Raw genomic sequence first — 26,941 nt, forward strand, 5'->3', positions numbered from 1 at the left:
TGGAGATCACCGTCACGCTCCGAAGGTGAGGGGCTCCACGGTCAGTCCACGGTGGTCAGTCCACGCCTGAGCGGCGTCGGCCATCGCCTTGCGCCATGTGGCCTCAGGAGAACGCTCGGCGCTGGCCCGCAGCATCCGCAGGTTCGCGGAGGCGAAGGCGTCCACCGCCGCGGGCACCGCCTTCTGCCAGGCCCTGCACCGAGATGCCCAGGACTCGGCCGAAGCGGGTGTGTGGTCCGTGGCGATCAGCTGAACCACCAGGAGAGCCGAGTCGATGAACCCGGCGCCGGTTGTCGGCCAAGCCCAGTCCACGAGCCAACATCCGTCGTCCCCAAGGAGGAAGTTGTTGGGGTGGATGTCGGTGTGCAACAGGTCTTCACCCGCGAACAGGGCTCTCTCCTCAAAGGGCGCGAACCTGTCCCACCGAGTCTCCGGCCACTCGCGAGCGATCTCTGGCGTCCTCAGATCAGTGACTCGATCCAACAGGTCGACCACCACCGGAAGGTCCGAGGAACCGGGCGAGAAGTCGGCATGACGTGCCTCGGCGTATTCGAATCCGAGGACGAACCACTCGTCGTCCTCGGCCTCCCACAGCAGGTCGGGGGTAACAGAGCGGACGAAAGCGTTGATGAGTCCTTCCCGGACCAGGGAGTCGCGACGTCCACCCGGCCGGTTTCGTATCGCCTTGACGAAGAATCGGCCGTTCTCGGCGTTCACGATCGCGGTCAGGTCCGACATGCTCCCCTTAGTGGTGCGACGCATGTCCTCGACCTGGCCGACGTGGGTGCTGATCAGAGCCGTGAAGTCCGGCCCGGGAAGGTCCTTCATCTACTCTCCGTCACGCTTTCGGGCTGCATTCGCTGCCAGGGGTTCCGGGGTTGCACTCCACGTCAGGGTCACACGGACCATTCCGCTCGGATGCGTTTCGGATCTCGGCGGTGAGCCGCTGGAAAGACTCACCGCCGAGGATCCTGGCAAGGCTGTGGTGGTGGACGTTTCCCACGCTCCACTCGGTGGAGAACACGCAGGCGGAAACCTGACCCGTGGGGCTCACGCTGGCATGTCGGCCGTTCCCGCAGGTGCCGCACAGGTTAGCCATGTCGGGGGTGCTCTCCGCGCGACCACGCCCGAACTCACGGGTTCGGTCGACGTTGATCGCGGTGACGCCCAGCTCCTCCAGTTCCCGCTGGGCTGCGGGTGCGTCCTGGTCGACGTTGACTTCCACGATCCCGACCTTGAGACGCACTCCGAGTTCGACGGCCTTGCGGATGTTGGTGTGCGTCAGCCTGTGCGTCCGCTTCCCGGTGATCAGTTCGTGCTGGACCGGGTCGGCGGAGTAGTACGAGGTCAGCACCGTCACGTTCGGGTGCCCGAAGAGCTCCCACCAGGGGCCGTGAACGGCCACCATGTTGGTGTAGATCTCCAGCTCCAAGCCGCGCTTCAGCACGCGGCGAGCCAACTCGGCCGCGTGCGGGTGCAGGGTGGGTTCCCCGCCGAAGAGCTGCACGGTGCGGACGCCCATCTCGGTGGCCTGATCGATGGCCTCGAACCAGTCCTCCCTGGTCATGTCGCCATGGTCCCCGTCCCTGCTGGAGTCGTTGAGACAGTGGACGCAGGCGAGCTGGCATCTGCGTGTCAGGTCGAGCCACAGCCTGTCGAGCTGTGCCGTGGTCGGTTCGAACAGTTCGGTCAACGTGACTCCTTCTGAGAGGCCGTTGTCGCAGCGCCGGGGGCGTCTACTGGTTGTGGCAGTGGCACGGGCAGCTACCTGGCCCCGTGCACTCCTGACGACACGCCTCACACGAGCCGTTCATGGGCTGCTCCTTCCACTTGCTGCGGTGGCCCCCGAACAGGACAGAAGGACTGACTGGCATGTGGGAGGTCCTCTTACGGATGCCCGGACGTCTCACCGTCCGGAGGGGGCGTTGAATGCTGCTGGCACTACGACGGGTGCATGAGAGCTGACACCCAGTGAAATCCGTGGCTCGAAGCACGCCAAGAGGAGACGAGAGGAGGTGATCGTTCCGCGGGAGGCGCGCGGCGTACTCTCGGTGCCATGACGCTTCCCCTTGAGGTCCACGTGACCGCCGGAACCCGCGACGAGGCAGAGAAGATCGTCAAAACGGCCGTCGAGAGCCGGGTGGCCGCCTGCGGCCAGATCAGCGGCCCGATCGCGTCCACCTACTGGTGGGAGGGCGAGATCCAGCACGACGAGGAGTACCTGATCCTCATGAAGACCACCAAGGACCGCCTGGACGACCTGGTGAGGGTCGTCAAGGACGCCCACTCCTATGACGTGCCGGAGATCGTGGCCGTGCCGATCGAAGGAGGCCTGTCGGACTACCTCGGCTGGATCAAAGAACAGACGGCTGAGCAGCCTTCGGCCTGACCGCCGCATACTCGTCACGGAAATCCCGGGCCGTCCTGGTCCGGGAGGGGCCGAGCTCCGCCGCGACGTGGTCGAGCCGTTCCCAGCCGAGTGGAGCACTCATCGCCGTCGTGGCGTCCAACGCCGACCGCGCGAACGTGACCGCCTCTCCCACGTCGCCCAGGCGATAGCGGCCGAGCGCGAGCTCAGCGTTCACCACGCAGAGCTTCTTGACCTCGGTCGCCGGCCCCAGATGGACGTTGATGTCGTCCATCGCCTTGATCGTGTCGTCCTCGCGGCGTAGCCGGGAGTAGACGGTCAGGCTCATGGACGCGAAGCGGGCTGGGTCGAGGAAGAACGTCCAGGGTCGCGTGTTGGGGTCAGCGGCGGCGTAGACGTCTTCGGCCTCGCGGATCGAGCTCAGAGCGGCGGCCTTGTCACCGAGTAGTGCCGTCTCCTCAGCGTGCCGTGCGAGAAGCCAGGCCCGGGTTGCGGGATCCGCATCACCGAGGCGCTCAAGGGCGTTCAAGGCGAGTCGGGCGCTGCGGTCGCCTTTGCCGCCCGTCATGTAGGTGCGGTAGCCGGTCATGCATGCCGCCACGGCATCGTCTCCGGCCCGTCTCGCGGCCATATTGGCGAGTTGGGCGCTCGCTGCGGCCTGGCGTGGGTCCTTCATCTCCCAGGCGAACCACGACGCGAGGATGGCGCTCTCGCCCGCGCTGCTGGCGAGGCGTCGGCGCTGCAGCTCAGGAAGTCCGCTCTCCAACAGGGCGCTGATCTCGTTGAGGTGGACGAGAAGCGACGGGTAGAGGGCCTTGGCCGGGTAATGCTCCTCAAGGCGATGGAACCCGCGCGTTCGTGCTTCGAGGTGCGCGATCGTCATGTCGTCTGGACGGTGCTGACCCGACAACGCCTTCATCAGCCGCTGCATGGGATCAAGAGCGGCCCCGACGGCCGTGGTCGTGGCCAACTGCAAGAGAGTCCGGCGTTCCATGCGCTGGTTCAACCTCCCAACCGCCCAGGCCAGGGAGAGGTGGTCGCCGGGCAGTTCGGAGTCTGGAACGTCACCTGCTTCGGGTTGGCGTCCCCAGACTCGTCGGTACAGCTCGGCGTAAACGGGGCCCGGCCGGTGTTGTCCCGATTCGTGGAACCGGATCTCCCGAATGATCGAGCTACGGGCCGGGAGCTGGGCCCGCGTCCTTTCGTCGGCGACGCGCTCCAGCTCACGAGCAAGGTCATTCTGCGACCAGCACACCCGTAGTCGCCGTTCGCGAATCTCCCTGGCCCATGCAGGCCTGGCGTCATCTTCGCTCATTGTGAGGTCCTCAAATGCTGCCACCTGCGGGTCCTCCTGCCACCTCCTCCAGTTTCCTCCTGACATCCCTGTTCCGCAGGTGTTCGCTGTGAGTGACCGAATCGGCACTGACGGATCCCGGCAGTCGACGGCGACCCAGGAGGTACACAAAGGTGAAGAACGGAAAGTGGTCCGGCGGCGCGGCCGCCGATTGGCTGTGGTCGCCGCCGCAGATGCGGTGGCGGCGGGTGTATGCGGGCCGCGCGGATCAGGTCACGGCGGCGCGCAAGCTCGCTGAGGCGATGTTCGCCGAGGCTCCGTGCGTGGACGTGGTCACGTTGGCGGTCAGTGAGCTGGCTGCCAACGCGGTTCGGCACTCGCGTTCGGGAGAAGGCGAAGGTGGTTGGTTCGGGCTCGAGCTCGTCCACGCCAACCCCGTCTACGTCGCTGTGACCGACATGGGCGGGCACGGCATCCCGACCGTCCTGCCCGAGGAGAACTGCAACTCAGCCACCGAGAGCGGGCGCGGTCTGCGGATGCTGTACGAGCTCGCGATCGCCCTCGGCGTCCACGGCAACAGCGACTTCGGCCACACGGTCTGGGTCGACCTGGATCTGGATGCGTCTCTGGAGAGCGTGTCCCCGGCACCCGCCCTGTTGGTCTCATAAGGGAGGGCCCAGCCTGATCCAACCAGGCTGGCCCCTCGAGGCCTCAGCATAAGCAACCCCGCACGACGAGGCCCCACCTTCACCCCAAACAGGCGAAGGTGGGGCCTCCTTCATCTCCATGATCTCTTGCCCAATACGGACAACCCGCCCGTCAGATGAGTCTGCTGGTGAAGCCCGCTTCGACGAGGTGTTGGTAGGCGGCTTCGACGTCGTCCGGCATGTCCTGGGGGATGGCGAAGCCTCGCTTCGGGTACTCCACGATCCGCTGCGTGTCACCTACGAGCATGTTGATGACGCGGTTCGCGTCCCCGATGCTCTCGACGTACTCGTCGAGGGGAAGCGGACGGGAGGCGCAGATGATCTCCAGCTCCGGCCACAGCTTCTTGGCAGTGGAGTACGCACGGCGCTGCTGGTAGGGCCGGGAGATCAGGATGGCCGAGCCGACCTCGATGTCTTGGGCCGCGAGCAACCCGCGGGTGAACTCGATGTTCTGGCCGGTGTTGGTGGCGCGTGGCTCGACGTGGATCACCTCGTCGGGAACGCCCAGTTCGAGGGCGTGTTCGCGATAGTGGACGGCCTCGCCTCGGGGGAAGCGCTCGACCGTCGTCGGGGCGTTGGCCCCGGTGAACACGATGCGGGGGAACATGCCCCGGTGGTACAACTCGGCCGCGAACGTGGCCACGCCGAGATCATGGCTGCCGAGGCCAATGCCGACATCGGAGGGACGGGCGACGTGGTGCATCTGATGGTAGTCCCACAGCGTCTCCACGTCCGCGCGGTATGCGGCGGGCAGGGTTGCCTCGGCGGCCATGTGGGCTCCTCCGTCGGGGTGGCGGGTTACAGGCGCCAGAGGTGGACTTTGCCGGTGTCATCACCGCCGGCCACCAGCTTGGCGTCAGGACTTATCGCCACGGAGAAGCCGCTGGTGGCGCCGAAAGAGCGCATGGCCTTGCCCGTGTTCGGGTCCCAGAGCTGGACCGTGGAGCCGCCTTCCTCGGCGGAGGTGGCCAGGTAGCGGCCGTCGCGACTGTAGGCGATCTTGCCGCTGACGCCTCCGGGCAGGTCCTGGCGAAGCTTGCCGGTGGTGACGTCCCAGGTGCCGGCGTGGACCTTGGGGCCGGTCGCGGCGATGGTGCGGCCGTCGGGGCTGAAGGCGACGGAGGAGATGTCGCGGCGGGTATCGATGGTGCCGGTGAGCTTCTGCCGGGCGACGTCCCAGAGGCGGACGTGGGAACGATCAGCGAACGCGACCGTGCGGCCGTCCGGACTGAAGGCCGGGCCGTTGATGTAGCCGCCGGAGCTGTCGCGGGCGCTGAAGAGGAGTCGGCGGGAGGTGACGTCCCAGACACGGAGGTGGGGGATGATCGCGGCGTTCTCGCCGAACGTGAAGACGCCGACGGCGAGGTATCGGCCGTCCGGACTGAAGGCTGCGGATTCGGCGTTGGAGCCGTCGGGGTCGGGGAGGGTGGTCGCGACGCGGCGGGCGGCGACGTCCCAGAGCTGGATCTGATTGTCGGCGCCTTCGGAGGCCAGAGTCCTGCCGTCGGGGCTGAACGCCACCACGTGGCGCGACTTGCTGGGGCTGCCGCTCTTCTGCGCGAGGGTCGCGACCTGGGCCCCGGTGCCGGTGTCCCAGAGGTGCAGGGCATCGTCGTCGGCGCTGGCCAGGGTCTTTCCGTCCGGGCTGAACGCCACACCCCAGACGCCGACGGAGTCGGTGTCGAGAACGCGGTCGGACGGGAGGGCGGCCGGAGAGCGGGACGGCGAGGGCGACGGGGACCCGCTCGCGGTGAGTCCCCGCACGGTGAACGCGCCGCCCACCACCAGCGCCACAACGGCCCCCGCCACGATCCCCACGATCGGTCCCCGCCGCCCCAGCGACCGGGGCCGGGGCTCGGGAGGGCCAACGAGCGTCTCGTGCAGGGGTTCGGTAGAGGGAGCGGACGACGTGAACCCAGGCGGTGGCACGGGCACGGGCGGCGGCGGTGGGGGCGCTGAGGATGTGGTCGGTGCGGACGCTGCGGCGGGGGCGACTGTGAGCTGCGCGGGCGCGGGCGGTGGGGGCGTGAGGAGGAGGCGGACGGATTCTGCTGTGGGACGGGCCTCTGGGGCCTTCTGGAGGAGCGAGGTAATGGTCTCGGTGAGGGGGCCCGCCTTCGCGGGATGGGGTGGGGGCTCGGTGGCGATGGCGACGAAGATGGCGCCGTGGGTGGGGCCTTCGAACGGGGGGCGGCCTTCCACGGCGGCGTACAGGGTGGCACCCAGGGACCACAGGTCCGAGGCGGCGGTGGCCGGGAGGCCGCGGACCTGTTCTGGGGCCATGTACGCGGGCGTGCCCAGCAGGACGCCGGACTTCGTGAGCGTGGCGTCGCCGTCCAGCGCGGCGATGCCGAAGTCGGTGAGGATCGCGCGGTCGCCGTCGAGCAGCACGTTCGCCGGCTTGACGTCCCGGTGGACGATGCCGTGCGCATGCGCGGTGGTCAGGGCGTCGAGGACCTGCCGTCCGATCGCGGCGACCCGTTCCGGCGGCAGCGGGCCGTCGTCGCGGATCACGGCGTCCAGCGAACGGCCCGCGACCAGCTCCATCACCAGCCACGGACGACCGTCCTCGCCGGTCACGCGGTCGTGCAGGGCGACGATGCCGGGGTGGCGGAGGCGGGCGGCGGCGCGGGCCTCGCGCTCGGCGCGGGCGTACCACTGCTGTCTCTCGGCGTCGTCGATCTCGTCCGAGAGCCGCAGTTCCTTGACGGCGACCTCGCGGCCGAGCTCGGTGTCGTACGCGCGCCACACGCTGCCCATACCGCCGCGGCCGATCAGCCCGAGGATCCGGTAGCGGCCCGCAAGCAACTCCCCGGATTCACCGCGCATGGAGCGAAGATAGCGAACGGGACCCAGGCGTCACACGCGCCAGACGCGAATGGTTCCGTCGGTACTGGCCGCGGCCACGGACGAGCCGTCCGGGGCGTAGGCCACCGCGCGCACCTCCTTGGTGTGGCCATTCAGCTTGCGGACGATGGCGCCCGTCTTGGTGTTCCACAGGTCGACGACGTCGTGGTCTCCGGCGTCGCGTCCCGCCAGGAGCGCGCCGTCCGGGCTGAACGCCATCTGGTTGGAGTCGTCCGTGCCGCCGCCGTTGAACGCGTTGGTGAGCGTCCGGGTCTTGAGGTTCCACAGGCGGATGCCCAAGCCGGTGGTGTTGACGGCCAGCTCGGTGCCGTCCGGGCTGAACTTGATGTCCGCGACCACGCCGTCGACGCCGCCGAGCGTGCCGATGAGGCGGCCCGCGCCGGTCAGGTCCCACAGTCTGACCTGGGTGAGGTCGGCGGTGGCCAGCTGGGTGCCGTCCGGGCTGTAGACGACGTGTGAGATTCCGGTGGTGCCGCCGTTGTCGAAGGTCCGCTCGACGCCGTTCTGCCCGACGTTCCACAGCATGACGTTGTGCGGGCCCTTGTCGTTGGAGTAGGTCCCGATGGCGAGCGTGTCGCCCTCGGGACTGAACGCGGCGGTGGAGGGGATGCCCGACTTGTCGCCGCCGGGGAGGGGGAACGTGCGGGTGACGCGCTGGGTGCGCACGTCCCACAGGCCGACCGAGCTGCCCTTGTCCATGGCGACGGTGCGTCCGTCGGGGGACGCGGCGGCGAACTCGCCCGAACCGTGCACGATGTCGTCCACGTTGGCGAGCACGCGGCCGGTGGTGACGTCCCACAGGCGGCTCGGCGCACTGATGCTGACCGAGATCAGCTCGCGGCTGTCCGGCAGGTACGTCAGATCGAGGACGCCCTGCGAACCGAGGATCAGGTCCTTCGGCGCGACCGCTGCCGCCTTGGTCGGCTGTCGCCGCGGCGGCGTGTCGCCGGAGCCGCGCAGGGTCAGCGCGACGGTGACGCCGCCCGCCACGAGCACCACCGCGCCAGCGGCGGCGGCCACACGCAGGAGCGGCGCACGGCGGCGGAGCCGTCCGGACGGGCCACCCGGCGGCGCGAAGGCGTCCGGGGTGGGGCTGTACGGGGTGGTCGGGCGGACAGCCAGGGGATCCGGCACGGGCGGGCCGGGCGCCGGTGGACCCGGCACGGACGGGCCCGGCGTGGGCGGGCCCGGCGTGGGCGGGCCCGGCGTGGGTGGGCCGGGTGCGGCCACCGGCCAGGTGGGCTGCACGGACGGGGGCGGGGGTTCGCGGCCGTCGGCGATGGCGGTCAGGGCGGCGGCCACCGTTGCGGGGTCGCTGCGCGCGGACGGGTCCTTGGCGAGCAGCCCGGCGATGACGGGCGTCAGCGGCCCGGCACGGACCGGCTCCGGCGGTTCCTCCGTGGCCACCGACACGAAGATCGCGCCGGGCGTGGCCCCGGTGAACGGCGGCCGGCCCTCCACCGCGGCGTACAGCGTGGCGCCGAGCGACCACAGGTCGGAGCCGGGCGTGGCGGGCTCGCCGCGGACCTGCTCCGGCGCCATGTAGCCGGGCGTGCCGGGCGTCGCGCCCGTCCGCGTGACGGCGACGTCACCGGCCAGCGCGGCGATCCCGAAGTCGGTGAGGACGGCGCGGTCGCCGGACAGCAGGACGTTCGCCGGCTTGACGTCGCGGTGCACGATGCCGTGCGCGTGCGCGGCGGTCAGCGCGTCGAGCATCTGCCGCCCGATCGCGGCCACCCGCCGCGCCGGGAGCGGCCCGTCGGCGCGCACCAGGTCGGAGAGGGACCGGCCGCGGACGAGCTCCATGATGATCCACGGCCGCCCGTCGGAGTCGAGCACCCGGTCGTGCACGGTGACGATGCCGGGATGGTGCAGGCGGGCGGCGGCGCGCGCCTCCCGCGCCGTCCGGGCGTACCACTCGCGGCGGCCCTCGTCGTCGACGCCCTCGGGCAGGAGCAGTTCCTTGACGGCCACCTCGCGGTCGAGCTCGGTGTCGTGCGCGCGCCAGACGCGGCCCATGCCGCCGCGGCCGATCAGCCCGAGGATCCGGTAGCGGTCGGCCAGTACCTGTCCGGAATCGCCGCGCATGGAGTGAAGATAGCGACACCGGCGGCGCCGTCGCCGGTGGTCTGGATCACACGCGGAGTGCCGGGGTCAGTGGTCCAGGGCGACCATGCGGCGGAGGCGGGATTTGGAGCGGAGCCAGCGGGCCTCCTGGCGTTCCGGGGTCGTGGGGTGGACGAAGTTGAGGAGGCAGAGGCCGCGGATGGTCTCGAGGGCGACGTAGAGGTTGCCCTGGACGTCCGGGTCGTCGACCTGGTCGCCGAAGACGGCGCGGCTGATGTCGAGGATGCCCGCGGTGATCAGGCGTTCGAACTCGGCGACGTGTTCGCGCAGGCCGGGGTCGGTGCGGGCGGCGACCCACAGTTCCATGGACGCCTCGAAGAGCGGGCCCTGGAAGGCGCGCCAGAGCAGGTCGAGGGCGTCGCCCAGGGGGTCCGCCGAGGCGCGGAGGCGGTCGAGGTCCTCGGCGAGGAAGCGGTCGGCGCGCTTGCGGGCCAGATGCTCGACCGCCGCCAGGACTAGAGCGTCCTTCGTGGGGAAATGATGTACTTGAGCGCCCCGTGAGACTCCGGCGCGTTCCACCACGCGGGTCGTGGTGGTGCCGTGGTAGCCGTACTCGACCAGGCAGGCGACGGTCGCGTCGAGCAGCGCCGCGCGGGTGGCGGCAGTGCGTTCCTCCTGCGTACGACGTGGGCGGACGGGTGACGACATGCCCCCCAGCCTAGCGAAGGAACAAACAGGTGGTCCTGTATGTTTCCGCGCCTCGAGATCGCGCACGGACCGGACTTGACACTGCTTGAAGTCTCAACTAATGTCCGTGGAGTCAGTTCGTTGAAGTTTCAAGAACTACCCGTAGGAGAACGCCATGACCCTCGCCGCCACTGAGCTGGGCCTGACCGCCGGCACCTGGAACATCGACCCCGCGCACTCCGAGGTCACCTTCGCGATCCGGCACCTGATGACCAAGGTCCGCGGCTCCTTCACCGAGTTCTCGGGCGCCGTCGAGGTCGCCGACGACATCGCCGCCTCGACCGCCACGGCCGAGATCAAGCTCGCTTCGATCGACACCCGCAACGCCGACCGCGACGCCCACGTCCGCACCGCCGACGTGCTCGACGTCGAGAACCACCCGGCCATGACCTTCGCCACCACCGGCGTCCGCGCCGACGGCGGCGACTACAAGGTCGAGGGCACCCTGACGATCAAGGGCGTCGCCAAGCCGGTCACCCTGGACGTCGACTTCCACGGCATCGGCCAGGACCCGTGGGGCGGCACGCGCGCCGGTTTCTCCGCCACCACCACGATCAACCGCAAGGACTGGGGCATCGAGTTCAACGTCCCGCTGGGCGGCGACAAGGCCCTCCTCGGTGACAAGGTCGACATCACGCTCGAGATCCAGGCTGTGCAGGCTTCCTAAGGCCGCGCCCCTGTTCTTGAAGGGACCGCCCGCGCGACAGCGCAGGCGGTCCCTTCATGCGTTCCCGGGGTCGAGCGGGAGCCGCAGGACGAGCCGGGCGCCGCGGACGGAGTCCTCGATGGTGAGGGTTCCGCCGTGGGAGCGGGCGATCTCGCGGGCGATGGCCAGGCCCAGGCCGGTGCCGCCGGCATGGCGGCTGCGGGCGCTGTCCAGGCGGGTGAAGCGCTCGAAGACGCGCTCCCGGTCGTCCGCCGGGACGCCCGCGCCGTCGTCCTGGACGGTCAGCAGCGCGAACCCGCCGGACGAGCTGACCGAGACCGCGACCGTGCCGTCCGCGTAGCGCTCGGCGTTGTCCAGCAGGTTGCAGAGCAGCCGGTCGAACTGCATCCGGACGCCACGTGCCCGCACGTCCGGCGCGAGGTCGGCGACCAGGCGCGGGGCGCCGACGACGCGCGGGCCGCCCTCACGGCGGGCGAGCTCGCGGCGGGCCATGTCGCCGAGGTCGACGGCCTCGCGGGCCGCGTTGCCGGTGCCGATCCGGGCGAGCAGCAGCAGGTCGGTGACGATGTTCTCCAGCCGGTCGGTGTCGCGCAGCGCCGACGCGACCACGGCCTTGAGGTCGGTGTCCTCGGGGTGCATCGCGGCGTCCTCGAGGTTGGCGCGCAGGCCCGTGATGGGGGTGCGCAGCTCGTGCGAGGCGTCCGAGGCGAACTGGCGCTGCCGGTCCACGGCGTTCTCCAGCCGGTCGAGCGTCTGGTTCGCGGTCGCGGCGAGCTCGGCGATCTCGTCCTCGCCGGGGGGCTGCGGCACCCGCCGGGACAGGTCGCTGTCGCTGATCTCGGCGAGCTGGGCCCGGATCTGCGCGACCGGGCGCAGCGTCCGGCCGACGACCCGCCAGGTCACCCAGGCCACGAGCGCCGACAGGGCGAGGACGGCGACGATGAGCAGGGCCTCCAGCGCGCCGTTCACCAGCGGCCACGGCATCGGGGTCGCGGCGTACACGACGACCGAGTCGGGCGCGGTGGTGACGCGGATCGCCTCGACGACCTGGCAGTGCCGGGCCGGGCCGTGGCCGACGCAGTGCATGTAGTCGCGGACGCGTTCGTCGCGCGGCGGACGGAAGTCGCTGAGCCGGCCGTACCGCGCGGCGGCCGGTGTGGCGTCGAGCACGTTGCCGCCGGGGCCGACGACCTGGATGAGGACGCGTCCGCCGGAGTCGTCCGGGATGGGCGAGCCGAGCGAGCCGTCGCGGATCGCGGCGCTCGTCCGGCGGGCGGACTGCGCGGTGTCCTGGACGAGCGCGGCGCGCACCGTGTCCCGGATCCCGAAGTCCGCCCCGATCGCGATGGCGCCGGAGACCACAGCCGCCAGCACCGCGGCGACCAGGGTGTCCCGCGTCCTGATCGACCGTGGCCGCAACCGCATCGTGTCCCCCCTCACCTTTCCCACAGCGTGGCACGGCGGCCCTCGCGCCGCGCCGTGTCCCGCCGTCCCGTCCGTGTCTCCCGAGGTCGCCCGCCGTCCCGCGGCACGCGCGTCGCCGGGCGTCCCGGCGGCGCGCGCACGCGGCGTGCGGCCCACCCTCAACACGGCACGTCGGCGGGCGGTGACCGTGCGGAGCGTGATTATCGGCGCGCCCGTAACCCCGGTCCGGGTTTCCCCAGTCCAGATCTGGACATTTCGCCTCAGAAGACCATATCCGCGGCAGAAGGCGAGGACATGGGACGAGACGTTTCCGCCGCGACCATCAGCGGAATGGACCGGCGCAGGTACCGGGAGAAGGTGCGGCGCGACCTCGACGTGCTCGCCCGCATGCTGGGCGAGTCGCAGTTCGACTTCGAGCGTCCGCACATCGGGCTGGAGATCGAGCTCAACCTGATCGACGCCGCCGGCGATCCGCTGATGCGCAACGCCGACGTGCTCAAGTCCATCGCCGATCCGGCGTGGGACACCGAGCTCGGCCAGTTCAACCTGGAGATCAACATCCCGCCACGTGAGCTCGGGGGGCACAACACCCACGAGCTGGAGCAGGAGGTCCGCGACCATCTGAACCATGCCGACGCGTGCGCGGGCGAGGTCGGCGCGGAACTGGTGGCGATCGGCATCCTGCCGACGCTGCGCCGCGCCGACATCGGCGAGGAGACCCTGTCGACCAACAACCGGTACAAGCTGCTCAACGACGAGATCTTCGCGGCGCGCGGCGAGGAGATCCGGATCGCCATCGACGGCCCGGAGCCGTTGAGCACGCACATCGGCTCCATCTCCGCGGAGGCCGCCTGCACCAGTGTCCAGTTCCACATCCAGGTCAGCCCCGACCGGTTCGGCGCGCACTGGAACGCCGCGCAGGCCATCGCCGGGCCGCAGGTCGCGCTCGCCGCGAACGCGCCGTTCCTGTTCGGCCACCGGCTCTGGCGGGAGACCCGGATCCCGCTGTTCGAGCAGTCCACCGACACCCGTCCGGACGAGCTGAAGGCCCAGGGCGTCCGGCCCCGGGTGTGGTTCGGCGAACGCTGGATCACCTCGGTCTTCGACCTGTTCGAGGAGAACACCCGCTTCTTTCCCGCGCTGCTCCCGATCTGCGAGGAGGAGGACCCCGAGGCCGTGCTCGACGGCGGCGGCATCCCCGAGCTGCCCGAGCTGGCCCTGCACAACGGCACCATCTACCGCTGGAACCGGCCGATCTACGCCGTCGTGGACGGCCGTCCGCACCTGCGCGTGGAGAACCGCGTGCTGCCCGCCGGCCCGACCGTCGCCGACACCGTCGCCAACGGCGCGTTCTACTACGGCCTGCTGCGCGTCCTCGCCGAGGAGGAACGCCCGGTCTGGTCCCGGATGTCGTTCGCGACCGCGCGGGAGAACCTGCTCCGCGCGGCCCGGGACGGCATCGACGCGCGCCTGTACTGGCCCGGCCTCGGCGAGGTGCCCGCGGCCGAGCTGGTGCTGCGCCGCCTGCTCCCGCTCGCCCACGAGGGCCTGGACCGCTGGGGCGTCGAACCGTCCCGCCGGGACCGGCTGCTCGGCATCATCGAGGGCCGCTGCCTGGCCGGACGCACCGGAGCCGACTGGCAGACCGCGACCGTCGAGGCCATCGAGGAGCGCATCGGGCCGCGCCGTCCCGATGCGCTGCGCGAGATGGTCCGGACGTACGTCGGCCATATGAACACCAACGAACCCGTGCACACCTGGCCGATCGGTCCCTGATCCCCGCACCGGACGCTCGATCGGCACAGCGCCGTGTCCGATCGAGGCGGGATCCGCGATCAACGCGGGCCCGTGACCCACGCGGGACCGTGACCAACGCGGTCCGCGAGCGACGCGGGACCATGATCGACACAGGATCCGCACAACCCGCCCCGGGAGCGCGCGCACCGCGCTCCTAGGGTCGGGGCATGCGCATCCTGGTCGTCGAGGACGAGCCCACCATCGCCAAGGCGGTCGCCGACCGGCTGTCCGCCGAGGGCTTCGCGGTGGAGACGGCCGCGGACGGGCCGTCCGCCGTCGCGCGGGCGCGCGAGACCTCACCCGATCTCATCGTGCTGGACGTCATGCTCCCCGGCTTCGACGGGCTGGAGGTCTGCCGCCGTGTCCAGGCGGACCGTCCCGTCCCGGTGCTGATGCTCACCGCCCGCGACGCCGAGACCGACAAGCTCGTCGGGCTCGGCGTCGGCGCGGACGACTACCTCACCAAGCCGTTCAGCATGCGCGAGCTGGTCGCCCGCATCCGCGCCCTGCTCCGCCGCGTCGAGCGCGCCGCGACGCTGACGTCGTCCGCGCCCGAGCCCGTCACCCGGCTCGGCCCGCTGGAAATCGACGAGCGCTCCCGCCGCGTCCGCCGGGACGGCTCGGAGGTCCACCTCACCCCGACCGAGTTCGACCTGCTCGCCTGCCTCGCCCGCAACCCCGGCGCTGTCCTCACCCGCGCCGTCCTGCTCGAGGACGTCTGGGACTGGGCCGACGCGTCCGGCACCCGCGTCGTCGACGGCCACGTCAAGGCGCTGCGCCGCAAGCTCGGCCCCGACCTCATCCGCACCGTCCACGGCGTCGGCTACAGCCTGGAGGCCGAAGGTCCGTGCGGTTGAGCGTGTGGGAGCGGATGCGGCGCAAGCAGGAGTCGGCCGAGCGCGCGTGGGAGCGGCTGCCGCGCCCGCTGGACCCGCTGCGGTCGATCAAGGTCAAGCTCGGCGTCCTGGTCGTCGTGACGGCCTGCATCGCGATCGCGATCGTCCTGTGGGGGTACCCGCTGGGGTTCCGCGCGCGCGAGACGGGCCCGGTCGGGATGGTCATCGCGCTGGTCATCACGCAGCTCATCGCGCACGGCATGACCGCGCCGCTGCGCGAGATGACGGCGGCGGCGCGGACGATGGCGCGCGGCGACTACTCGCGCCGGGTGCGGTCCACGTCGCGGGACGAGGTGGGCGAGCTCGCCCGCGCGTTCAACCGGATGGCCGCCGACCTCGCCGCCGTCGACCGGCAGCGGCAGGAGTTCGTCGCGAACGTGTCGCACGAGCTGCGCACCCCGATCAGCGCGCTGCACGCCGTCCTGGAGAACGTCGCGGACGGCGTCACCCCGGCGAGCCCCGAGGTGCTGGAGTCCGCGCTGGAGCAGACCGAGCGGCTCGGCCGCCTGGTCGGGCAGCTGCTCGACCTGTCCAAGGTGGACGCCGGGGCCGTCCCGCTCGACCTGGGCGTCCTCGACGTCGCCGGGTTCGTGGACGAGGTGACCGCCGCGTTCCCCGACACCCCGGTCAAGGCCGACATCGCTCCCGGGCTGAGCTGCGTCGCCGACCGCGACCGGCTGCACCAGGTCCTCGCGAACCTGCTGGACAACGCCGTCCGGCACGGGCCGTCCGACGGGGTGGTCATGATCACGGCGCGTCCCGGCGACGGGACGGGCGCGCTCGTCCTGGAGGTCTCCGACGAGGGCCCCGGAATCCCGAAGGGCCAGCGTGAGCGGGTGTTCGAGCGGTTCTCGCGCGGCGCGTCCGGCGCGGCCACCCCGGACGGCGGCACCGGCCTCGGCCTCGCCATCGCCCGCTGGGTCGTCGACATGCACGGCGGCCGCATCGGCGTCGTCGACACCACGCGCGGCTGCCGCATCCGCGTCTCCCTCCCCGCCCGCGCTCCCGGCGGTTAGGGCGTGCCTCAAAGTCGGCGCCCGTGGCGAGCGGCGGCCAGGTGCGCGCCTGGGCGTCGCGCAGTAGGGCAGGTGGCTTTGAGACGCGTCCTAGCGGCGGAGGGTGACGATCTCGCCGGTCTCGCCGACGGCCTCGTGGGCGGCGTCCAGGAGGTGCTCGCCGGCGCCGCCCGCGAGCAGGGCGCGGGCGCGCAGGACGATCTCCAGGTCGAAGCGCTGGTCGGGGTCGAGGAGCTGGTCGCCGAAGAGCTCCTCGAGCTGGCGCAGCCGGTAGCGGACGGTCTGCGGGTGGACGTGCAGCCGCATCGCGACCTCGTTGGCGTTGCGGCCGGACTGGAGCCACGCGAGGAGCGTCTCGGCGAGGCGGTCCTGCTGGCTGACGCGCAGGTGCGCGAGCGGGGCGAGGCGGAGCGCGGCGAGGGACGAGATGAGGTCCTCGTCCTGGAAGAGGATCAGCGTGGACATGTGCTCGACGCTGCGCACCACGCCGCCGTCCGTCTGGATGACGCCGCGGTCCACCAGCGCGAGGGTCTTGCGCGCCCACTGCACCGAGCGGGCGGCCTCGACGACCGGGACGGTCGGGCCGACGACGGCGTGCGTCCCGGCGAGCGCGCGGTCGATCAGGCGGGCGCGGCCGGGGCCGTCCGGGTCCGGGACGATCAGGCTGGGCGTGCGGCGGGTCAGGTCGGACAGCACGTCCGGCGGGAAGGCCGGGTGGTTGGACCCGGCGGGCGGACGGCCGAGCGCGACCGCCGCGACCGTGCGCGGAACCGGCCAGTGCGCGGCGGCGGCGAGGTCGGCGATGGCCTCCGGCGCGGCGGGCGGGTCGGCGAACATGAGGTCGAGCAGGCGCTTGCGGCGGCGCTGCATCTCGCCCGCGACGGCGGCCTTGGCCTGCGCGTACCCCTCGGCGGCGGCCGCGGCCAGCTCGTCCTGGACGAGCATCAGCGCCTCGCCGACCGCGCCGAGCGTGCGCGGGTCGACGTCCAGCACGGCGGCGCCGTCGGCGATCCGCCGCCAGGCGATCATCCCGCCGACCCGCATGGCCGACTGCATGGCGTCCAGGCTGCGGCCCTCGCCCGCCTCGCCGCGTCCGATCGCGCGGAAGAAGTCGGCGACCCCGCCGGGCTCGTGCCCGGGGTCGGCGACCCGCTCGACGAAGTGGTGCAGGACGCGCTCGACCGCGAGCCGCAGCGTGCCCGAGTAGGGGCCGTCGCCCGGACGGTCGTACTCGCGGACCCGGCCCTGGATCTCGGCGATCATGTCGTCGGCGACCTCGTCCAGGTTGGGCCGCATGTGGTCGGCGAGCTCCCTGGGCAGGTCGGTCCAGGGGCGTCCGTACCCGCCCGTCGCGTCCTCCGCCACTCCGCTCCCCACGGGTCCGATGACTCTCCGTGCTCCCTATCGCTACACACGGGGAAATTGCTGACTTTTGAGTCTAGTGTGGGGAAAATCATGATCAGTACCAGGGGTCCCCTGTCAGTCCATGGCGAGACCCGACCAGATTCGGCCGTCCGGCTTGACGAGGTTGGACGAAATCTTCCCCTGGAACGGCCCGCACGTCGGTGCGACAGTGGAAAGGCCAGGTGAAACCGAGAGGCGGCCGCTGACGCCCCCGCTCCGGCCGGCCGCCGGTTCTGGAGGCAGCGGTGACCGATTCGTCCCCCCGGCGCCCGGACGGAACCTCCTCGGCGAGAGCGCGTGGTGACGCTCCGAGGGCGGCCCCCCAACGACTGCGCGGAGCGGGACGGGCGCTCGACGACCGCTTCGGCGGGGCGCCGTTCCTGCGCGTCGCGATGCGCAAGGCCTTCCCGGACCACTGGAGTTTCCTGCTGGGCGAGATAGCCCTCTACTCCTTCCTCGTCATCCTCCTGACCGGGGTCTTCCTGACGCTGTTCTTCGTCCCGTCCATGCAGGAGGTGAACTACGACGGCTCGTACGTGCCTCTGCGCGGCGTCCGGATGAGCGAGGCGTACGAGTCGACCCTGCGGATCAGCTTCGACGTGCGCGGCGGGCTGCTCATCCGGCAGATCCACCACTGGGCGACGCTGATGTTCCTCGGCGCGATCGTCATCCACCTGCTGCGCAACTTCTTCACCGGCGCGTTCCGCAAGCCGCGCGAGCTGAACTGGCTGATCGGGATCCTGCTGTTCATGCTGGTCATGGTGAACGGCCTGTTCGGCTACTCGCTCCCGGACGACCTGCTCTCCGGCACCGGCATCCGGATCCTGGAGGGCGTGATCCTGTCGGTCCCGGTGGTCGGCAGCTACGCGCTGATGTTCCTGTTCGGCGGCGAGTTCCCCGGCACCGACATCGTGCCGCGGCTGTACGTCATCCACATCCTGCTGATCCCGGGCCTGCTGCTGGCGCTGATCCCGCTGCACGCGGTCGTGCTGACCTGGCGGCAGACGCACACCCAGTTCCCGGGCAAGGGCGCGACCAACCGGGCCCAGTACGGCTACCCGTTCTTCCCCGTCTTCGTCGCCAAGACCACGGCGTTCTTCCTGTGGGTCTTCGGCGTCTGCGCGCTGCTCGCGACGTTCTTCCAGATCAACCCGATCTGGCTGTTCGGCCCCTACGACCCGGGCGCGATCAGCGCGGGCTCGCAGCCCGACTGGTACATGGGCTGGCTGGAGGGCTCGCTGCGGATGATGCCCAACTGGGAGATCAGCGCGTGGGGCCACACCCTCGCGCTGAACGTGCTGGTCCCGGCCCTGGTCGTCCCCGGCGTCCTGTTCACCGGCCTCGCCGTCTACCCGTTCGTGGAGCGCTGGGTCACCGGCGACCACGAGATCCACCACCTGCTGGACCGTCCCCGCGACGTCCCGCCCCGCACCGGCATCGGCTTCGCGGGCGTCGTCTTCTACGGCGTCCTGTGGGCGGCGGGCGGCAACGACATCATCGCGAAGACCTTCGACGTCCCCCTCTTCTGGACGACCTGGTTCTTCCGCGTCGCCGTCATCCTCGGCCCGGTCCTCGCCTACGTCGTCGCCTACCGCGTCTGCCTGGGCCTCCAGCGGCGCGACCGCGCCCTCGTCGAACACGGCTTGGAGACCGGCATCATCCGCCTCCTCCCGTCCGGCGAGTACATCGAGGTCGAGAAACCCCTCCCACCCGAACGCCTGGCCCCCATCACCGACCCCCGGCCTCCTGCGGCCGTCCCCATCGGCCGCGCCGAACACCACGGCATCGATCCCCCCGAGTCCCGCACCCTCCGGGGCCGCCTCCGCGCCCGCCTGAACCACCACTTCCGAGCCGACCTGGCCACCCCACCGGCCGACCCCCACCCGGCCCTCACCGAGCACTCCGACACCTGATCGGCGCCGCTCCTGATCGGTGCGGCTCAGTCGTCCATGGCGAGGCGGCCTCGGGCTTCGAGCCAGGGCGTCATGGCGTCCTCGTCCAGGCGGCAGCCGCGGAGGTAAGCGCGGAGGGTGCGTTCGCTGGGAAGCCTTTCGCCCTTGTCGGCTTGGGAGAGGGTGGAGACGACGGGCGTGCCGCCGCTCAGCCTGGCCATCTCGCGGTAGGACGCGCCGCGGTAGCGCTTGAGGCGGCGGAGCTGCTCGGCGAACTCGGCGGTGGTCCGGGCGGCGGACGGGTCCGGACGCTCCGACAGGCCGGGCCGTCCGGACAGGGCTTCGGACGGGGTTCGGCGGGCCCAGCGCTGGAGGGCGCCGGCCAGGCGTTCGGCGGCCGAGCGGACGGCGGCCGTGAGGCGTTCGGCGACAGTGCGGCGTTCGTCGGCCTCGAGGCGTTCGGTGGCTGTACGGCGTTCGTCGGACGGGCGGGCGCCGTCCTCACCGTCCCGCCGCGCTTCCGCGCGGGCGGATCCGGGTATGCCGCCGCGTTCCCCCTTCGCACGCATGTGAGCTCCTCCCACAGGTGTCCGACCGGACGTTCGTCAAGAGGCGCCGGACGGTGGCGGCCGTCACATGGCCTCGATGCCACGAAATCATGGCTCAGAGATCAGCATCATGTCGGCATTTCGAACGAGATGCCTAAGGGGGAGAAATCAACACCCCGGTAGATGGATCCTCTTCCGTTCCGCGGGGGTCGCAAGGGGTGAATACCTCCCGGTATTTGATCATGAACCATAAACCACCTTAAAGCGGACAGTCACTTTGCGGGCATGCGCGATAATCAACGCGGGGCGGAGATGTGTCAGGTGACACGAACCCGCTCCTTCCGAGGGCGCTCCTGACCGGGCGGCCCCGGCGGCGGGCGGGCCGGCGCGCAGTGCTGTGGCGGCAGAGCGCCTGGTGCGCCCGCCGCCACCATCCATCCGAAATGCCCGGATCTGTCACCTGCCGGTCATTCTCCGCCGCGCGAAGGCCCGTTCGACTTCGTTCGCGTTCGTGCCGACGACGTTCGTTCCGGCCGGATCCCGGGGCGTCGCGTTCCATGCTGGCGGTCACTCCCGGAGTGGACCCGGGAGGGCGCGTTTCCGGCGGCGCATTCTCGCCGGCCCGCTGAGGGATGACGATGGAACAGAACGGATCGCCCCACCCGGCCGGGCTGCCCGGCCATCCGGTCCCGCGGGCGGTGTTCGGGCTGGACGTGGTCGGTTACGGCCGCCGCTCCGACACCGTCCGGGCCGTCCTGCGGAACGACATGCACGACGTCGCGCGCACCGCGTTCGCCGCGATCGGACTGCCGCTCGACCACTGCTCGTCCCGCGACACCGGCGACGGGCTGGTGCTGGCCGCGCCGCCGGACGCCGACTGCGGGCTGCTCGCCGGTGAACTCGTCCAGCACCTGGACCGGCGGCTTCGCTCGCTCAACGAGTCGCGGACGGAGGACGGACGGCTCCAGCTGCGCGCGGCCGCGGCGGTCGGCCTGGTCCTGCGGGACGACGCGGGCCTGGACGGGGACGGTTTCGTCCGGCTCGCGCGGATGCTGGACGCCCCGGCCTTCCGCGACCTGGTCGCCGGGCACGGCACCGACCTGGGGTTCGTGATGAGCGGATTCCTCTACCGCAACTTCGTCCTCGCGCACCGGACGCTGATCCCGCCGACCGAGTTCTTCGAGATCGACCTGGCCAACAAGGAGAGCGAGGAGGTCGGCTGGGCCTGGGTCGCCCGCCCGCAGCGCCACCTGCGGATCGCCGGGCACCCCGTCTCGGCGTAGGCGGGTCTCAGAGGGTCTTGCCGTAGCAGCGGCTCGACTCGGAGCATCGGTAGAAGCCGAACTTCTCGATCTCCTCGTATCCGGACGAGGCGTACAGCGCCATCGCCTCCGGCTGCGCGATGCCGGTCTCCAGGACCATCCGCCCGCGTCCCGCCGCCCGCGCCGCCGTCTCGAGCCCGGCGAGCAGTTCCCGCGCGAGGCCACGGTTGCGGGCGCGGGGCACGACGTACATGCGCTTGACCTCGGCGTCCCCGTTCAGGAAGCCGGGCTCGGACGCGTCGTGCGCGCGCCATCCGCCGCACGCGACGGGGTCGCCGCCGACGCGTCCGATGACGAAGTGGCCGAGGGGCGCGGCGAACTCGGCGGGGTCGACCGGCGTCTCGTCCGGACCGCCGTAGCGCACGACGTACTCCTGCTGGAGCTCGTCGATCAGCTTCCGCACGACCGGATCGGCGTAGGAGGACACCAGCAGTTCCATAGCGTGCAAAGTACGTGAAGCGGACGACAGTTGAACCGACTCACGCGACGGCGGGAACCGGACGGGGTCGGGTGAGGGCCAGGGCGCCCGCCGCGAGCGCGAGCAGGACGATCGGCAGCGCGAGCGCCAGGTGGACTCCGGTGAGCGGCCCCCCGATGGCCATGAGCGCGCCGGTCGCGGCGGTGCCGAGCACCGAGCCGAGCTGCCGGACGGAGTTGCCGACCCCCGACGCCGCCCCCGCGAGCCTCGGCGGGACGCCGCGCATCGCCTCGGTGGAGAGCGGCGCGATCATGCAGCCGGTGCCGAAGCCCATCAGCATGAGCGGCGCGGTGAACGTCCAGGCGTGCGCGTCTCCGCTGATCAGCAGGGCCACGAGGGCCAGTCCGGAGGCGAAGGCGAGCAGCCCGGCGAGCAGGACGCGGCGTCCGCCGATCCGGTCGCTCATCCGTCCGGCGAACGGGGACACGATCAGCGACACGAGAGGGGACGGCGCGAGCGCGAGCCCGGCGTGGACGGCACTGAGGCCGAGCTGTTGCTGCAGGAAGAGCCCGAGCGGCAGGACGGCCCCGATCAGCGCCGCGCCGATCACGCCCATCAGGCCGGTCATCAGCGCGAATCCGCGGTCGTGGAAGAGTTCGAACGGGATCAGCGGCTCGCGGTCCTGGCGTCCGGCCTGGTGCCGGAGGAAGAGGCCGCCGAGCAGCGCGCCGGCCGTCATGAGCCCCCAGATCCACAGGTTCCACCCGTACCGGTCGCCTTCCATGAGCGCGAAGGTGAAGCAGGTCAGGGCCGCGGAGGAGAGCAGGACGCCGGGCAGGTCGAGGCGGTGCGCGCGTCCGGTCCGGACGTCCGGGACGAACAGGACGGTCATCGCCAGCACGAGCACGCCGACCGGGACGTTCACGAGGAACACCCAGCGCCAGCCCGCCGCGCTGACCAGCATCCCGCCGAGCGTCGGCCCGGTCAGCGTCGCGACGCCCGCGACCGCACCCCAGACGCCGAGCGCCGTGCCGCGCCGGTCCGCCGGGAAGGTCGTGATGATCAGCGCCATGGTCTGCGGCGTGAGCATCGCCGCGCCGATCCCCTGGACGACCCGCGCGGCGATCAGCGTCCCGATGTCCGGGGCGAGTCCGCAGGCCGCGCTCGCGAGGGTGAACACGACGACGCCCGCCGCGAACAGCGTGCGCTGACCGCGCAGGTCACCGAGCCGCGCCGCCGTCACCAGCAGGACGGCGAGCACGAGCGTGTACCCGCTCACCGTCCAGACGACCTGGTCGAGGCCGGTGTGCAGCGAGCGCATCACGTCCGGGATCGCGATGTTCACGATCGTCATGTCGAGCAGGGTCATGAAGAACCCGAGGGACAGCGTCGCCAGGACGGCCCAGGGGTTGCCGCGCCACTTCGTCATGCCGACGACCGTAATGCATCTTTTGAGATGCATCAAGAGAGATGCATCTCTGAGTGATGTAATCTCGGGGCGTGAACGTCACGGAGCTGTACCTGCTGGGCCGCCGCCTCCAGAAGATCGCCGAGGCCGCGATCCCGACCGATGGCGTCGGCGAGCACCCGACGAGCACCAGCACCGTCCTGGTCGTGGCCGACGACATCCGCGACCATCCGGGCACGACGGTCACCGAGGTCTCCAAGCGCACGGGCCTCGTCCAGAGCCAGGTCTCCAACTGCGTCGCCCGGCTGCGCGACGCGGGCACCGTCCGCGCCGAGCCCGACCCGTCCGACCGGCGCCGCACCCTGCTGCACCCGAACGCGGACGTCTCGCCCCGCGCGAAGGTGATCCGGGACGCGCCCCTCGAACCCGCCCTCGCCGACGCCACCACGGACGTCCCCGAGACCCTCGCCCTCCTCGACCGCCTCGCCACCCTCCTCAAAATCGAGGACTGACCCGCCGCGCCAGCACCCGGAAGGCGTCCTTGACCTCGACCCCGCCCCCGCGAAGGTCGCGCGCCGACGGTCAGGGACGAAGGCGGGTGAGGCCATGGGAGAGGTCGGTGGCCACGTTCCAGGCCAGAGCGCGCTGCGCGGCGTGCAGGACCGTCTCGTCGCCCTTGTCGCCGCTCTTGTCGATCCTGGCGAGGATCTCCACGATGACGTTGCGCATGCGGAAATTGAGGCCGTGGGGGTTGACCTGCGAAACGTTCGGCGGCACTTCGTAGACCTGGTCGCCGAGTGGGGTCTGGGAGGAGAGCGGGGTCTTGGGATAGGTCATGTGATCCTGCTCGAACACGGCCGTCGCGTGCGCGACCGGAGTCCAGTCGGAGGTCGGCCCGTACTCCGTCAGAGTGACCGTCGCAGCTTGCCTCTCCCCGTTTTCCGCTTCATGCCCGGGCAGGGAGCAGTCCCATAGGTCGACCCCTGGACTCGGAGTGTGCTTGCATCCGGACAGCGGGCTCTCGGGGTCGTGAAGAGTCGCCCACAGTTCCGGAGAGAACAGCTTCTGCGGGTCGGGCGCACTCTGGAATTCGTCCGGGCGCAGCTTCTCCCATGCGATCGAACTCGGCTTACTGGACGGCTTGGAATCCGTCCCGCATGCCGTCGCGGCACCGGCCAGGAGTGCGCCGGCGAGGAGTGCGGAACCCACGCGGGATCGGCGGTTCATCGATGGTTTTCCTGACTGGACGCGCCTCAGCGTCCTTCGGCGAGGCGGGCGGTGGCGGAGAGGAGTTCGAGGCGGATCAGGCCCGCGCCGCCGAGGCGGATGAGGGACCAGTAGAAGGAGAAGATCCGGCGGCTGCGCCGGTCGGTCGCCGTGACGCGCGTGTCGGCGGTCAGGATCGTGCCGCCGCCGTGCGGCGTGAGTTGGAGGCCGACCGCGGCCTTGGCCCAGCCGGGGGCGGCGAACGCCTCGAAGCCCTCGACCTTCGCGGTCTCGGGCGGGCCGGGGACCGAGCGCGGCTTCCAGAACTGGGCGACGCGTCCCACGACGAGCTCGCGCCCTTCCTCGCGTTCGAGTTCGGGCATCGGGGAGCGGTCGACGAGGGCGCCCCCGTCCGGGCGGCGGCCGAGGGCTCGGGCGGTCATCAGGACGCGGGTGACCGGGAGGTCGTCCACGCCGACGCTCAGGAGCGCGCGCCAGACCGCGTCGGGTGGGGCGTCGATGCGGCGGGTGTAGCGGGTGCGGAAATCGGGGTCGGGCAGCAGGCGGTCCAGGATCCAGTCCATGGTCGCGGTCCCCTCCGAACGTTCTGAACGGATGCGTACAGAATCTAGACTGTACGGTACCGTCCAGAACAAGGGAGCGTGAGACATGCCACGGACCGCCCGACTCAGCCGGGACGACTGGGCCGCCGCGGCGCTCGCGGCATTGACCGAGGGAGGGGCCTCCGCGGTCGCGGTGGAGCCGGTCGCGGCGCGGCTCAAGGCGTCCAAGTCGAGCTTCTACTGGCTGTTCGAGAACCGGGCGGCGCTGCTGGACGCGGCGTTGGAGCTGTGGGAACGCGAGCAGACCGAGCAGGTCGCGACCCGTCTCGCGGACATCCCGGACCCGGTCGGCCGGATGCGCACCCTGTTCCGGCTGGCCCTGTCCACCGGGGGCGCCGACCTCGCACTGCGGCTGACCGGCGGCGAGACGGACCCGACCGTCCTGAAGGTCGCGGGACGGGTCACGCGGCGACGGCTGGAAGTCCTCCAGGCGTCGTTCCGCGAACTGGGGATGACCGAGGAGCGGTCCCGGCACCGCGCGACCGCCGTCTACGCGACCTACCTGGGGACGGCCGCGCTCGCCCGCATCGGCGCCGCCCCCTCCGACACCGGCGCGTACGTGAACGACCTGCTGGCCGCCTACCTGCCCTGACCGGTCAGATCGGCGGAGATCTCCCAGAGCCGCGCCGCGTCGTCGGCGTCCACAGCCCACGGCATGACGCCGCCGACCAGCATGTCGTTGCTGGTAGCGGGCTCGGCGATGTCGCAGTCCTGCGCGTAGAGCCCGCCGAGGCCGTCCAGGAGCGGTGACGTGGCGGCCCAGATCGCGGTCGCCGCGCCCTGCTCCGGGCTCTTGAAGCCCTCGGCCGGGGTGCCGTCCTCGCTCATCCACCCCTGCGCGATCTGGTCCTCACGCGGAACGTGCCGCTGAAGCGGCGTGAGGATGCTGCCGGGGTGGACGGCGAACGCCCGCACCCCGAGCGTGTTCAACTGCACGGCGAACAGCGCGTTCGCGGTCTTCGACTGGGCGTAGGCGAGCCATCCGTCGTACCCGCCGTCGAAGTGCAGGTCACTCCACCTGATGCCCGACAGGAAGTGTCCGGACGACGCGACCGAGACGACCCGCGTCGCGTCCCCGAAGAGCGGACGCAGGCAGTTGACCAGCGCGAAGTGCCCAAGGTGGTTGGTCGCGAAGTGCGCCTCCCAGCCGGGCCCGACCCGCGTCTCCGGGCACGCCATGATCCCGGCGTTGGTGATCACGATGTCGAGCGTCCGGCCGTCCTCGAGCAGGTGATCGGAAAATCCGCGCACGCTCTTCAGGTCGGCGAGGTCGAGTTCATGGACGTCCGCGCGCGGCACGTCCCGAAGCGCCTCCCGAGCCGTATCTGGCCTGCGAGCTGGGACGATGACCCGCGCCCCCGCCTCGACGAGCGCCTGCGCCCCCGCCAGCCCGAGCCCGGAGTAGCCCCCGGTGACGAGCGCGGTTTTTCCAGTGAGGTCGATCCCGGCGAGGACGTCCCGCGCCGTGCTGTGCGCGCCGAACCCCGAACCAAGCTTGTGCTGCTGTTCCCACGTCATGCCCAAGACGCTAGAAACTGGAGCGCACTCCAGGTCAAAACGCCCAACGCAGGACACCTCAAAGCCGTCCGACGTGACAACTTCGGTGTCGCGGTCAGGGGCGCGGACGGTGCCGTCCAGGCGGACGGGGGCGAAGCATGTAGAAGAGAAGACCGGCAAGCGACGCACCCGCACACGCCCCACCCAGCACGCACCCGAGCAGCACCGATGCCTGGACGGGATCGACGGCCGCGATCACGCGTCGGCGCCCAATGAGACGAACCGCGCCCACACGGTTTTGCCGCCGTCCGCCGAGCCGTGTTTGCCCCACGAAGTGGACAGGGCCTGGACGATGCCGAGCCCACGTCCGGTCTCGCAGCTCTCGTCGGGGTTCTGGAGTTCGGGGCACCCGGGGCCGTCGTCCCAGACCGCGACCTCGACCAGGACGTCCGTGTGCAACTCGACCAGCACGCGGATCTCGGTCGCGCCGCAGTTCAGCGCGTTGGTGACCAGCTCGGACACGCACAGCGCCGCGTCGTCCTCCAGGGCATCGTGCCCCCACCCCCGCAGCACCTCCCCCACCCGCCGCCGCGCTTTCCCAGCGGCGGACAAATCCGCCTCGAACCGGCAGATGACCAGCCTTTCCCAATCTTCTCCCACAGGAACTTTCGGAATCATCGGACCCGTCCCCATGGCGCGAATTCCAGCGTTCTGCCTCACACCCTGACGTCATCCGACTACCGTTGTCACTGTTGCCGACAACATCGGAAA

At 71.0% G+C, this 26,941-nt stretch carries 26 protein-coding genes; 10 read left to right on the forward strand and 16 right to left on the reverse strand.

Annotated features, from left to right (window positions below; genetic code table 11):
* Positions 1-12: 12 nt before the first annotated feature.
* Both AB0L06_RS09970 and AB0L06_RS09975 read right to left on the reverse strand, forming a co-directional pair.
* Positions 13-717, reverse strand: a complete 705-nt coding sequence (locus tag AB0L06_RS09970) for a protein kinase family protein (RefSeq protein WP_500230583.1) — start codon at positions 715-717, stop codon at positions 13-15.
* Positions 718-838: 121 nt separating this feature from the next.
* Positions 839-1,693, reverse strand: a complete 855-nt coding sequence (locus AB0L06_RS09975; RefSeq protein ID WP_500230584.1) for a radical SAM/SPASM domain-containing protein — start codon at positions 1,691-1,693, stop codon at positions 839-841.
* Positions 1,694-2,056: 363 nt separating this feature from the next.
* Here AB0L06_RS09975 and cutA point away from each other — a divergent pair, with 363 nt between their 5' ends.
* Positions 2,057-2,389: a divalent-cation tolerance protein CutA gene (cutA, locus tag AB0L06_RS09980; protein ID WP_500230585.1), complete on the forward strand. Its 333-nt coding sequence runs from the start codon at positions 2,057-2,059 to the stop codon at positions 2,387-2,389.
* On the opposite strand, the gene AB0L06_RS09985 is transcribed toward cutA, so the two are convergent.
* Positions 2,355-3,683 carry an NsdA family TPR-like regulatory protein gene (locus AB0L06_RS09985; protein WP_500230586.1) on the reverse strand — a complete coding sequence of 443 codons (1,329 nt, stop codon included), beginning with the start codon at positions 3,681-3,683 and terminating at the stop codon, positions 2,355-2,357. The two genes, cutA and AB0L06_RS09985, sit on opposite strands and share 35 nt — an antisense overlap.
* 152 nt (positions 3,684-3,835) lie before the next feature.
* Between AB0L06_RS09985 and AB0L06_RS09990 the strand changes: the two genes are divergently transcribed.
* Positions 3,836-4,330 carry an ATP-binding protein gene (locus AB0L06_RS09990; RefSeq protein ID WP_500230587.1) on the forward strand — a complete coding sequence of 165 codons (495 nt, stop codon included), beginning with the start codon at positions 3,836-3,838 and terminating at the stop codon, positions 4,328-4,330.
* A gap of 151 nt (positions 4,331-4,481) precedes the next feature.
* On the opposite strand, the gene AB0L06_RS09995 is transcribed toward AB0L06_RS09990, so the two are convergent.
* The 4 genes from AB0L06_RS09995 to AB0L06_RS10010 all read right to left on the reverse strand — a co-directional run bounded on the left by AB0L06_RS09995 (position 4,482) and on the right by AB0L06_RS10010 (position 10,012).
* Entirely contained in the window at positions 4,482-5,141 is a 660-nt protein-coding gene (locus AB0L06_RS09995; RefSeq protein ID WP_500230588.1) for a YdcF family protein, read from the reverse strand.
* A gap of 26 nt (positions 5,142-5,167) precedes the next feature.
* Positions 5,168-7,198, reverse strand: a complete 2,031-nt coding sequence (locus AB0L06_RS10000) for a WD40 repeat domain-containing serine/threonine protein kinase (protein ID WP_500230589.1) — start codon at positions 7,196-7,198, stop codon at positions 5,168-5,170.
* A 30-nt stretch (positions 7,199-7,228) separates the two neighbouring features.
* The gene (locus tag AB0L06_RS10005; protein WP_500230590.1) at positions 7,229-9,325 is read right to left on the reverse strand and encodes a WD40 repeat domain-containing serine/threonine protein kinase; all 2,097 of its coding nucleotides are present in this window, start codon (positions 9,323-9,325) and stop codon (positions 7,229-7,231) included.
* Between the two features lie 66 nt (positions 9,326-9,391).
* Entirely contained in the window at positions 9,392-10,012 is a 621-nt protein-coding gene (locus AB0L06_RS10010; protein ID WP_500230591.1) for a TetR/AcrR family transcriptional regulator, read from the reverse strand.
* A 154-nt stretch (positions 10,013-10,166) separates the two neighbouring features.
* Here AB0L06_RS10010 and AB0L06_RS10015 point away from each other — a divergent pair, with 154 nt between their 5' ends.
* A complete protein-coding gene (locus AB0L06_RS10015) occupies positions 10,167-10,718 on the forward strand; it encodes a YceI family protein (protein WP_500230592.1) in 552 nt (183 codons plus the stop codon).
* 54 nt (positions 10,719-10,772) lie between these two features.
* On the opposite strand, the gene AB0L06_RS10020 is transcribed toward AB0L06_RS10015, so the two are convergent.
* Positions 10,773-12,143 carry a sensor histidine kinase gene (locus tag AB0L06_RS10020; RefSeq protein WP_500230593.1) on the reverse strand — a complete coding sequence of 457 codons (1,371 nt, stop codon included), beginning with the start codon at positions 12,141-12,143 and terminating at the stop codon, positions 10,773-10,775.
* 294 nt (positions 12,144-12,437) lie between these two features.
* On the opposite strand from AB0L06_RS10020, the gene AB0L06_RS10025 reads away from it, so the two are divergent.
* From AB0L06_RS10025 to AB0L06_RS10035, 3 genes are all read left to right on the forward strand, one after another.
* Entirely contained in the window at positions 12,438-13,919 is a 1,482-nt protein-coding gene (locus tag AB0L06_RS10025) for a glutamate-cysteine ligase family protein (protein WP_500230594.1), read from the forward strand.
* 188 nt (positions 13,920-14,107) lie between these two features.
* Positions 14,108-14,797 carry a response regulator transcription factor gene (locus AB0L06_RS10030; RefSeq protein WP_500230595.1) on the forward strand — a complete coding sequence of 230 codons (690 nt, stop codon included), beginning with the start codon at positions 14,108-14,110 and terminating at the stop codon, positions 14,795-14,797.
* A 2-nt stretch (positions 14,798-14,799) separates the two neighbouring features.
* A complete protein-coding gene (locus AB0L06_RS10035; RefSeq protein ID WP_500230860.1) occupies positions 14,800-15,852 on the forward strand; it encodes a sensor histidine kinase in 1,053 nt (350 codons plus the stop codon).
* Between the two features lie 90 nt (positions 15,853-15,942).
* Here the strand turns inward: AB0L06_RS10035 and AB0L06_RS10040 are convergent, their stop codons facing one another.
* Entirely contained in the window at positions 15,943-17,217 is a 1,275-nt protein-coding gene (locus AB0L06_RS10040; protein WP_500230596.1) for a PucR-like N-terminal domain-containing protein, read from the reverse strand.
* Positions 17,218-17,501: 284 nt separating this feature from the next.
* On the opposite strand from AB0L06_RS10040, the gene qcrB reads away from it, so the two are divergent.
* Entirely contained in the window at positions 17,502-19,169 is a 1,668-nt protein-coding gene (gene qcrB, locus AB0L06_RS10045) for a cytochrome bc1 complex cytochrome b subunit (protein WP_500230597.1), read from the forward strand.
* A 26-nt stretch (positions 19,170-19,195) separates the two neighbouring features.
* Here qcrB and AB0L06_RS10050 read toward each other — a convergent pair whose 3' ends face one another.
* The gene (locus tag AB0L06_RS10050; RefSeq protein ID WP_500230598.1) at positions 19,196-19,717 is read right to left on the reverse strand and encodes a helix-turn-helix domain-containing protein; all 522 of its coding nucleotides are present in this window, start codon (positions 19,715-19,717) and stop codon (positions 19,196-19,198) included.
* A 617-nt stretch (positions 19,718-20,334) separates the two neighbouring features.
* Here AB0L06_RS10050 and AB0L06_RS10055 point away from each other — a divergent pair.
* Positions 20,335-20,979, forward strand: coding sequence for a hypothetical protein (locus AB0L06_RS10055; RefSeq protein ID WP_500230599.1), 645 nt, complete (start codon positions 20,335-20,337; stop codon positions 20,977-20,979).
* 7 nt (positions 20,980-20,986) lie between these two features.
* Here the strand turns inward: AB0L06_RS10055 and AB0L06_RS10060 are convergent, their stop codons facing one another.
* A complete protein-coding gene (locus AB0L06_RS10060) occupies positions 20,987-21,457 on the reverse strand; it encodes a GNAT family N-acetyltransferase (RefSeq protein WP_500230600.1) in 471 nt (156 codons plus the stop codon).
* 40 nt (positions 21,458-21,497) lie between these two features.
* Positions 21,498-22,865 carry a DHA2 family efflux MFS transporter permease subunit gene (locus AB0L06_RS10065; protein ID WP_500230601.1) on the reverse strand — a complete coding sequence of 456 codons (1,368 nt, stop codon included), beginning with the start codon at positions 22,863-22,865 and terminating at the stop codon, positions 21,498-21,500.
* A gap of 71 nt (positions 22,866-22,936) precedes the next feature.
* Here AB0L06_RS10065 and AB0L06_RS10070 point away from each other — a divergent pair, with 71 nt between their 5' ends.
* The gene (locus AB0L06_RS10070; protein WP_500230602.1) at positions 22,937-23,356 is read left to right on the forward strand and encodes a MarR family transcriptional regulator; all 420 of its coding nucleotides are present in this window, start codon (positions 22,937-22,939) and stop codon (positions 23,354-23,356) included.
* A 70-nt stretch (positions 23,357-23,426) separates the two neighbouring features.
* Here AB0L06_RS10070 and AB0L06_RS10075 read toward each other — a convergent pair whose 3' ends face one another.
* Positions 23,427-24,071, reverse strand: a complete 645-nt coding sequence (locus tag AB0L06_RS10075) for a hypothetical protein (protein ID WP_500230603.1) — start codon at positions 24,069-24,071, stop codon at positions 23,427-23,429.
* Between the two features lie 26 nt (positions 24,072-24,097).
* Positions 24,098-24,634: a hypothetical protein gene (locus tag AB0L06_RS10080; RefSeq protein WP_500230604.1), complete on the reverse strand. Its 537-nt coding sequence runs from the start codon at positions 24,632-24,634 to the stop codon at positions 24,098-24,100.
* Between the two features lie 85 nt (positions 24,635-24,719).
* Here AB0L06_RS10080 and AB0L06_RS10085 point away from each other — a divergent pair, with 85 nt between their 5' ends.
* The gene (locus tag AB0L06_RS10085) at positions 24,720-25,265 is read left to right on the forward strand and encodes a TetR family transcriptional regulator (protein ID WP_500230605.1); all 546 of its coding nucleotides are present in this window, start codon (positions 24,720-24,722) and stop codon (positions 25,263-25,265) included.
* Here the strand turns inward: AB0L06_RS10085 and AB0L06_RS10090 are convergent.
* Positions 25,253-26,191, reverse strand: a complete 939-nt coding sequence (locus AB0L06_RS10090; RefSeq protein ID WP_500230606.1) for an SDR family NAD(P)-dependent oxidoreductase — start codon at positions 26,189-26,191, stop codon at positions 25,253-25,255. The two genes, AB0L06_RS10085 and AB0L06_RS10090, sit on opposite strands and share 13 nt — an antisense overlap.
* Before the next feature lie 234 nt (positions 26,192-26,425).
* The gene (locus AB0L06_RS10095) at positions 26,426-26,863 is read right to left on the reverse strand and encodes an ATP-binding protein (protein WP_500230607.1); all 438 of its coding nucleotides are present in this window, start codon (positions 26,861-26,863) and stop codon (positions 26,426-26,428) included.
* Positions 26,864-26,941 lie beyond the last annotated feature (78 nt).

It is taken from the genome of Spirillospora sp. NPDC052269 (assembly GCF_040679435.1).
GTDB lineage: Bacteria > Actinomycetota > Actinomycetes > Streptosporangiales > Streptosporangiaceae > Spirillospora.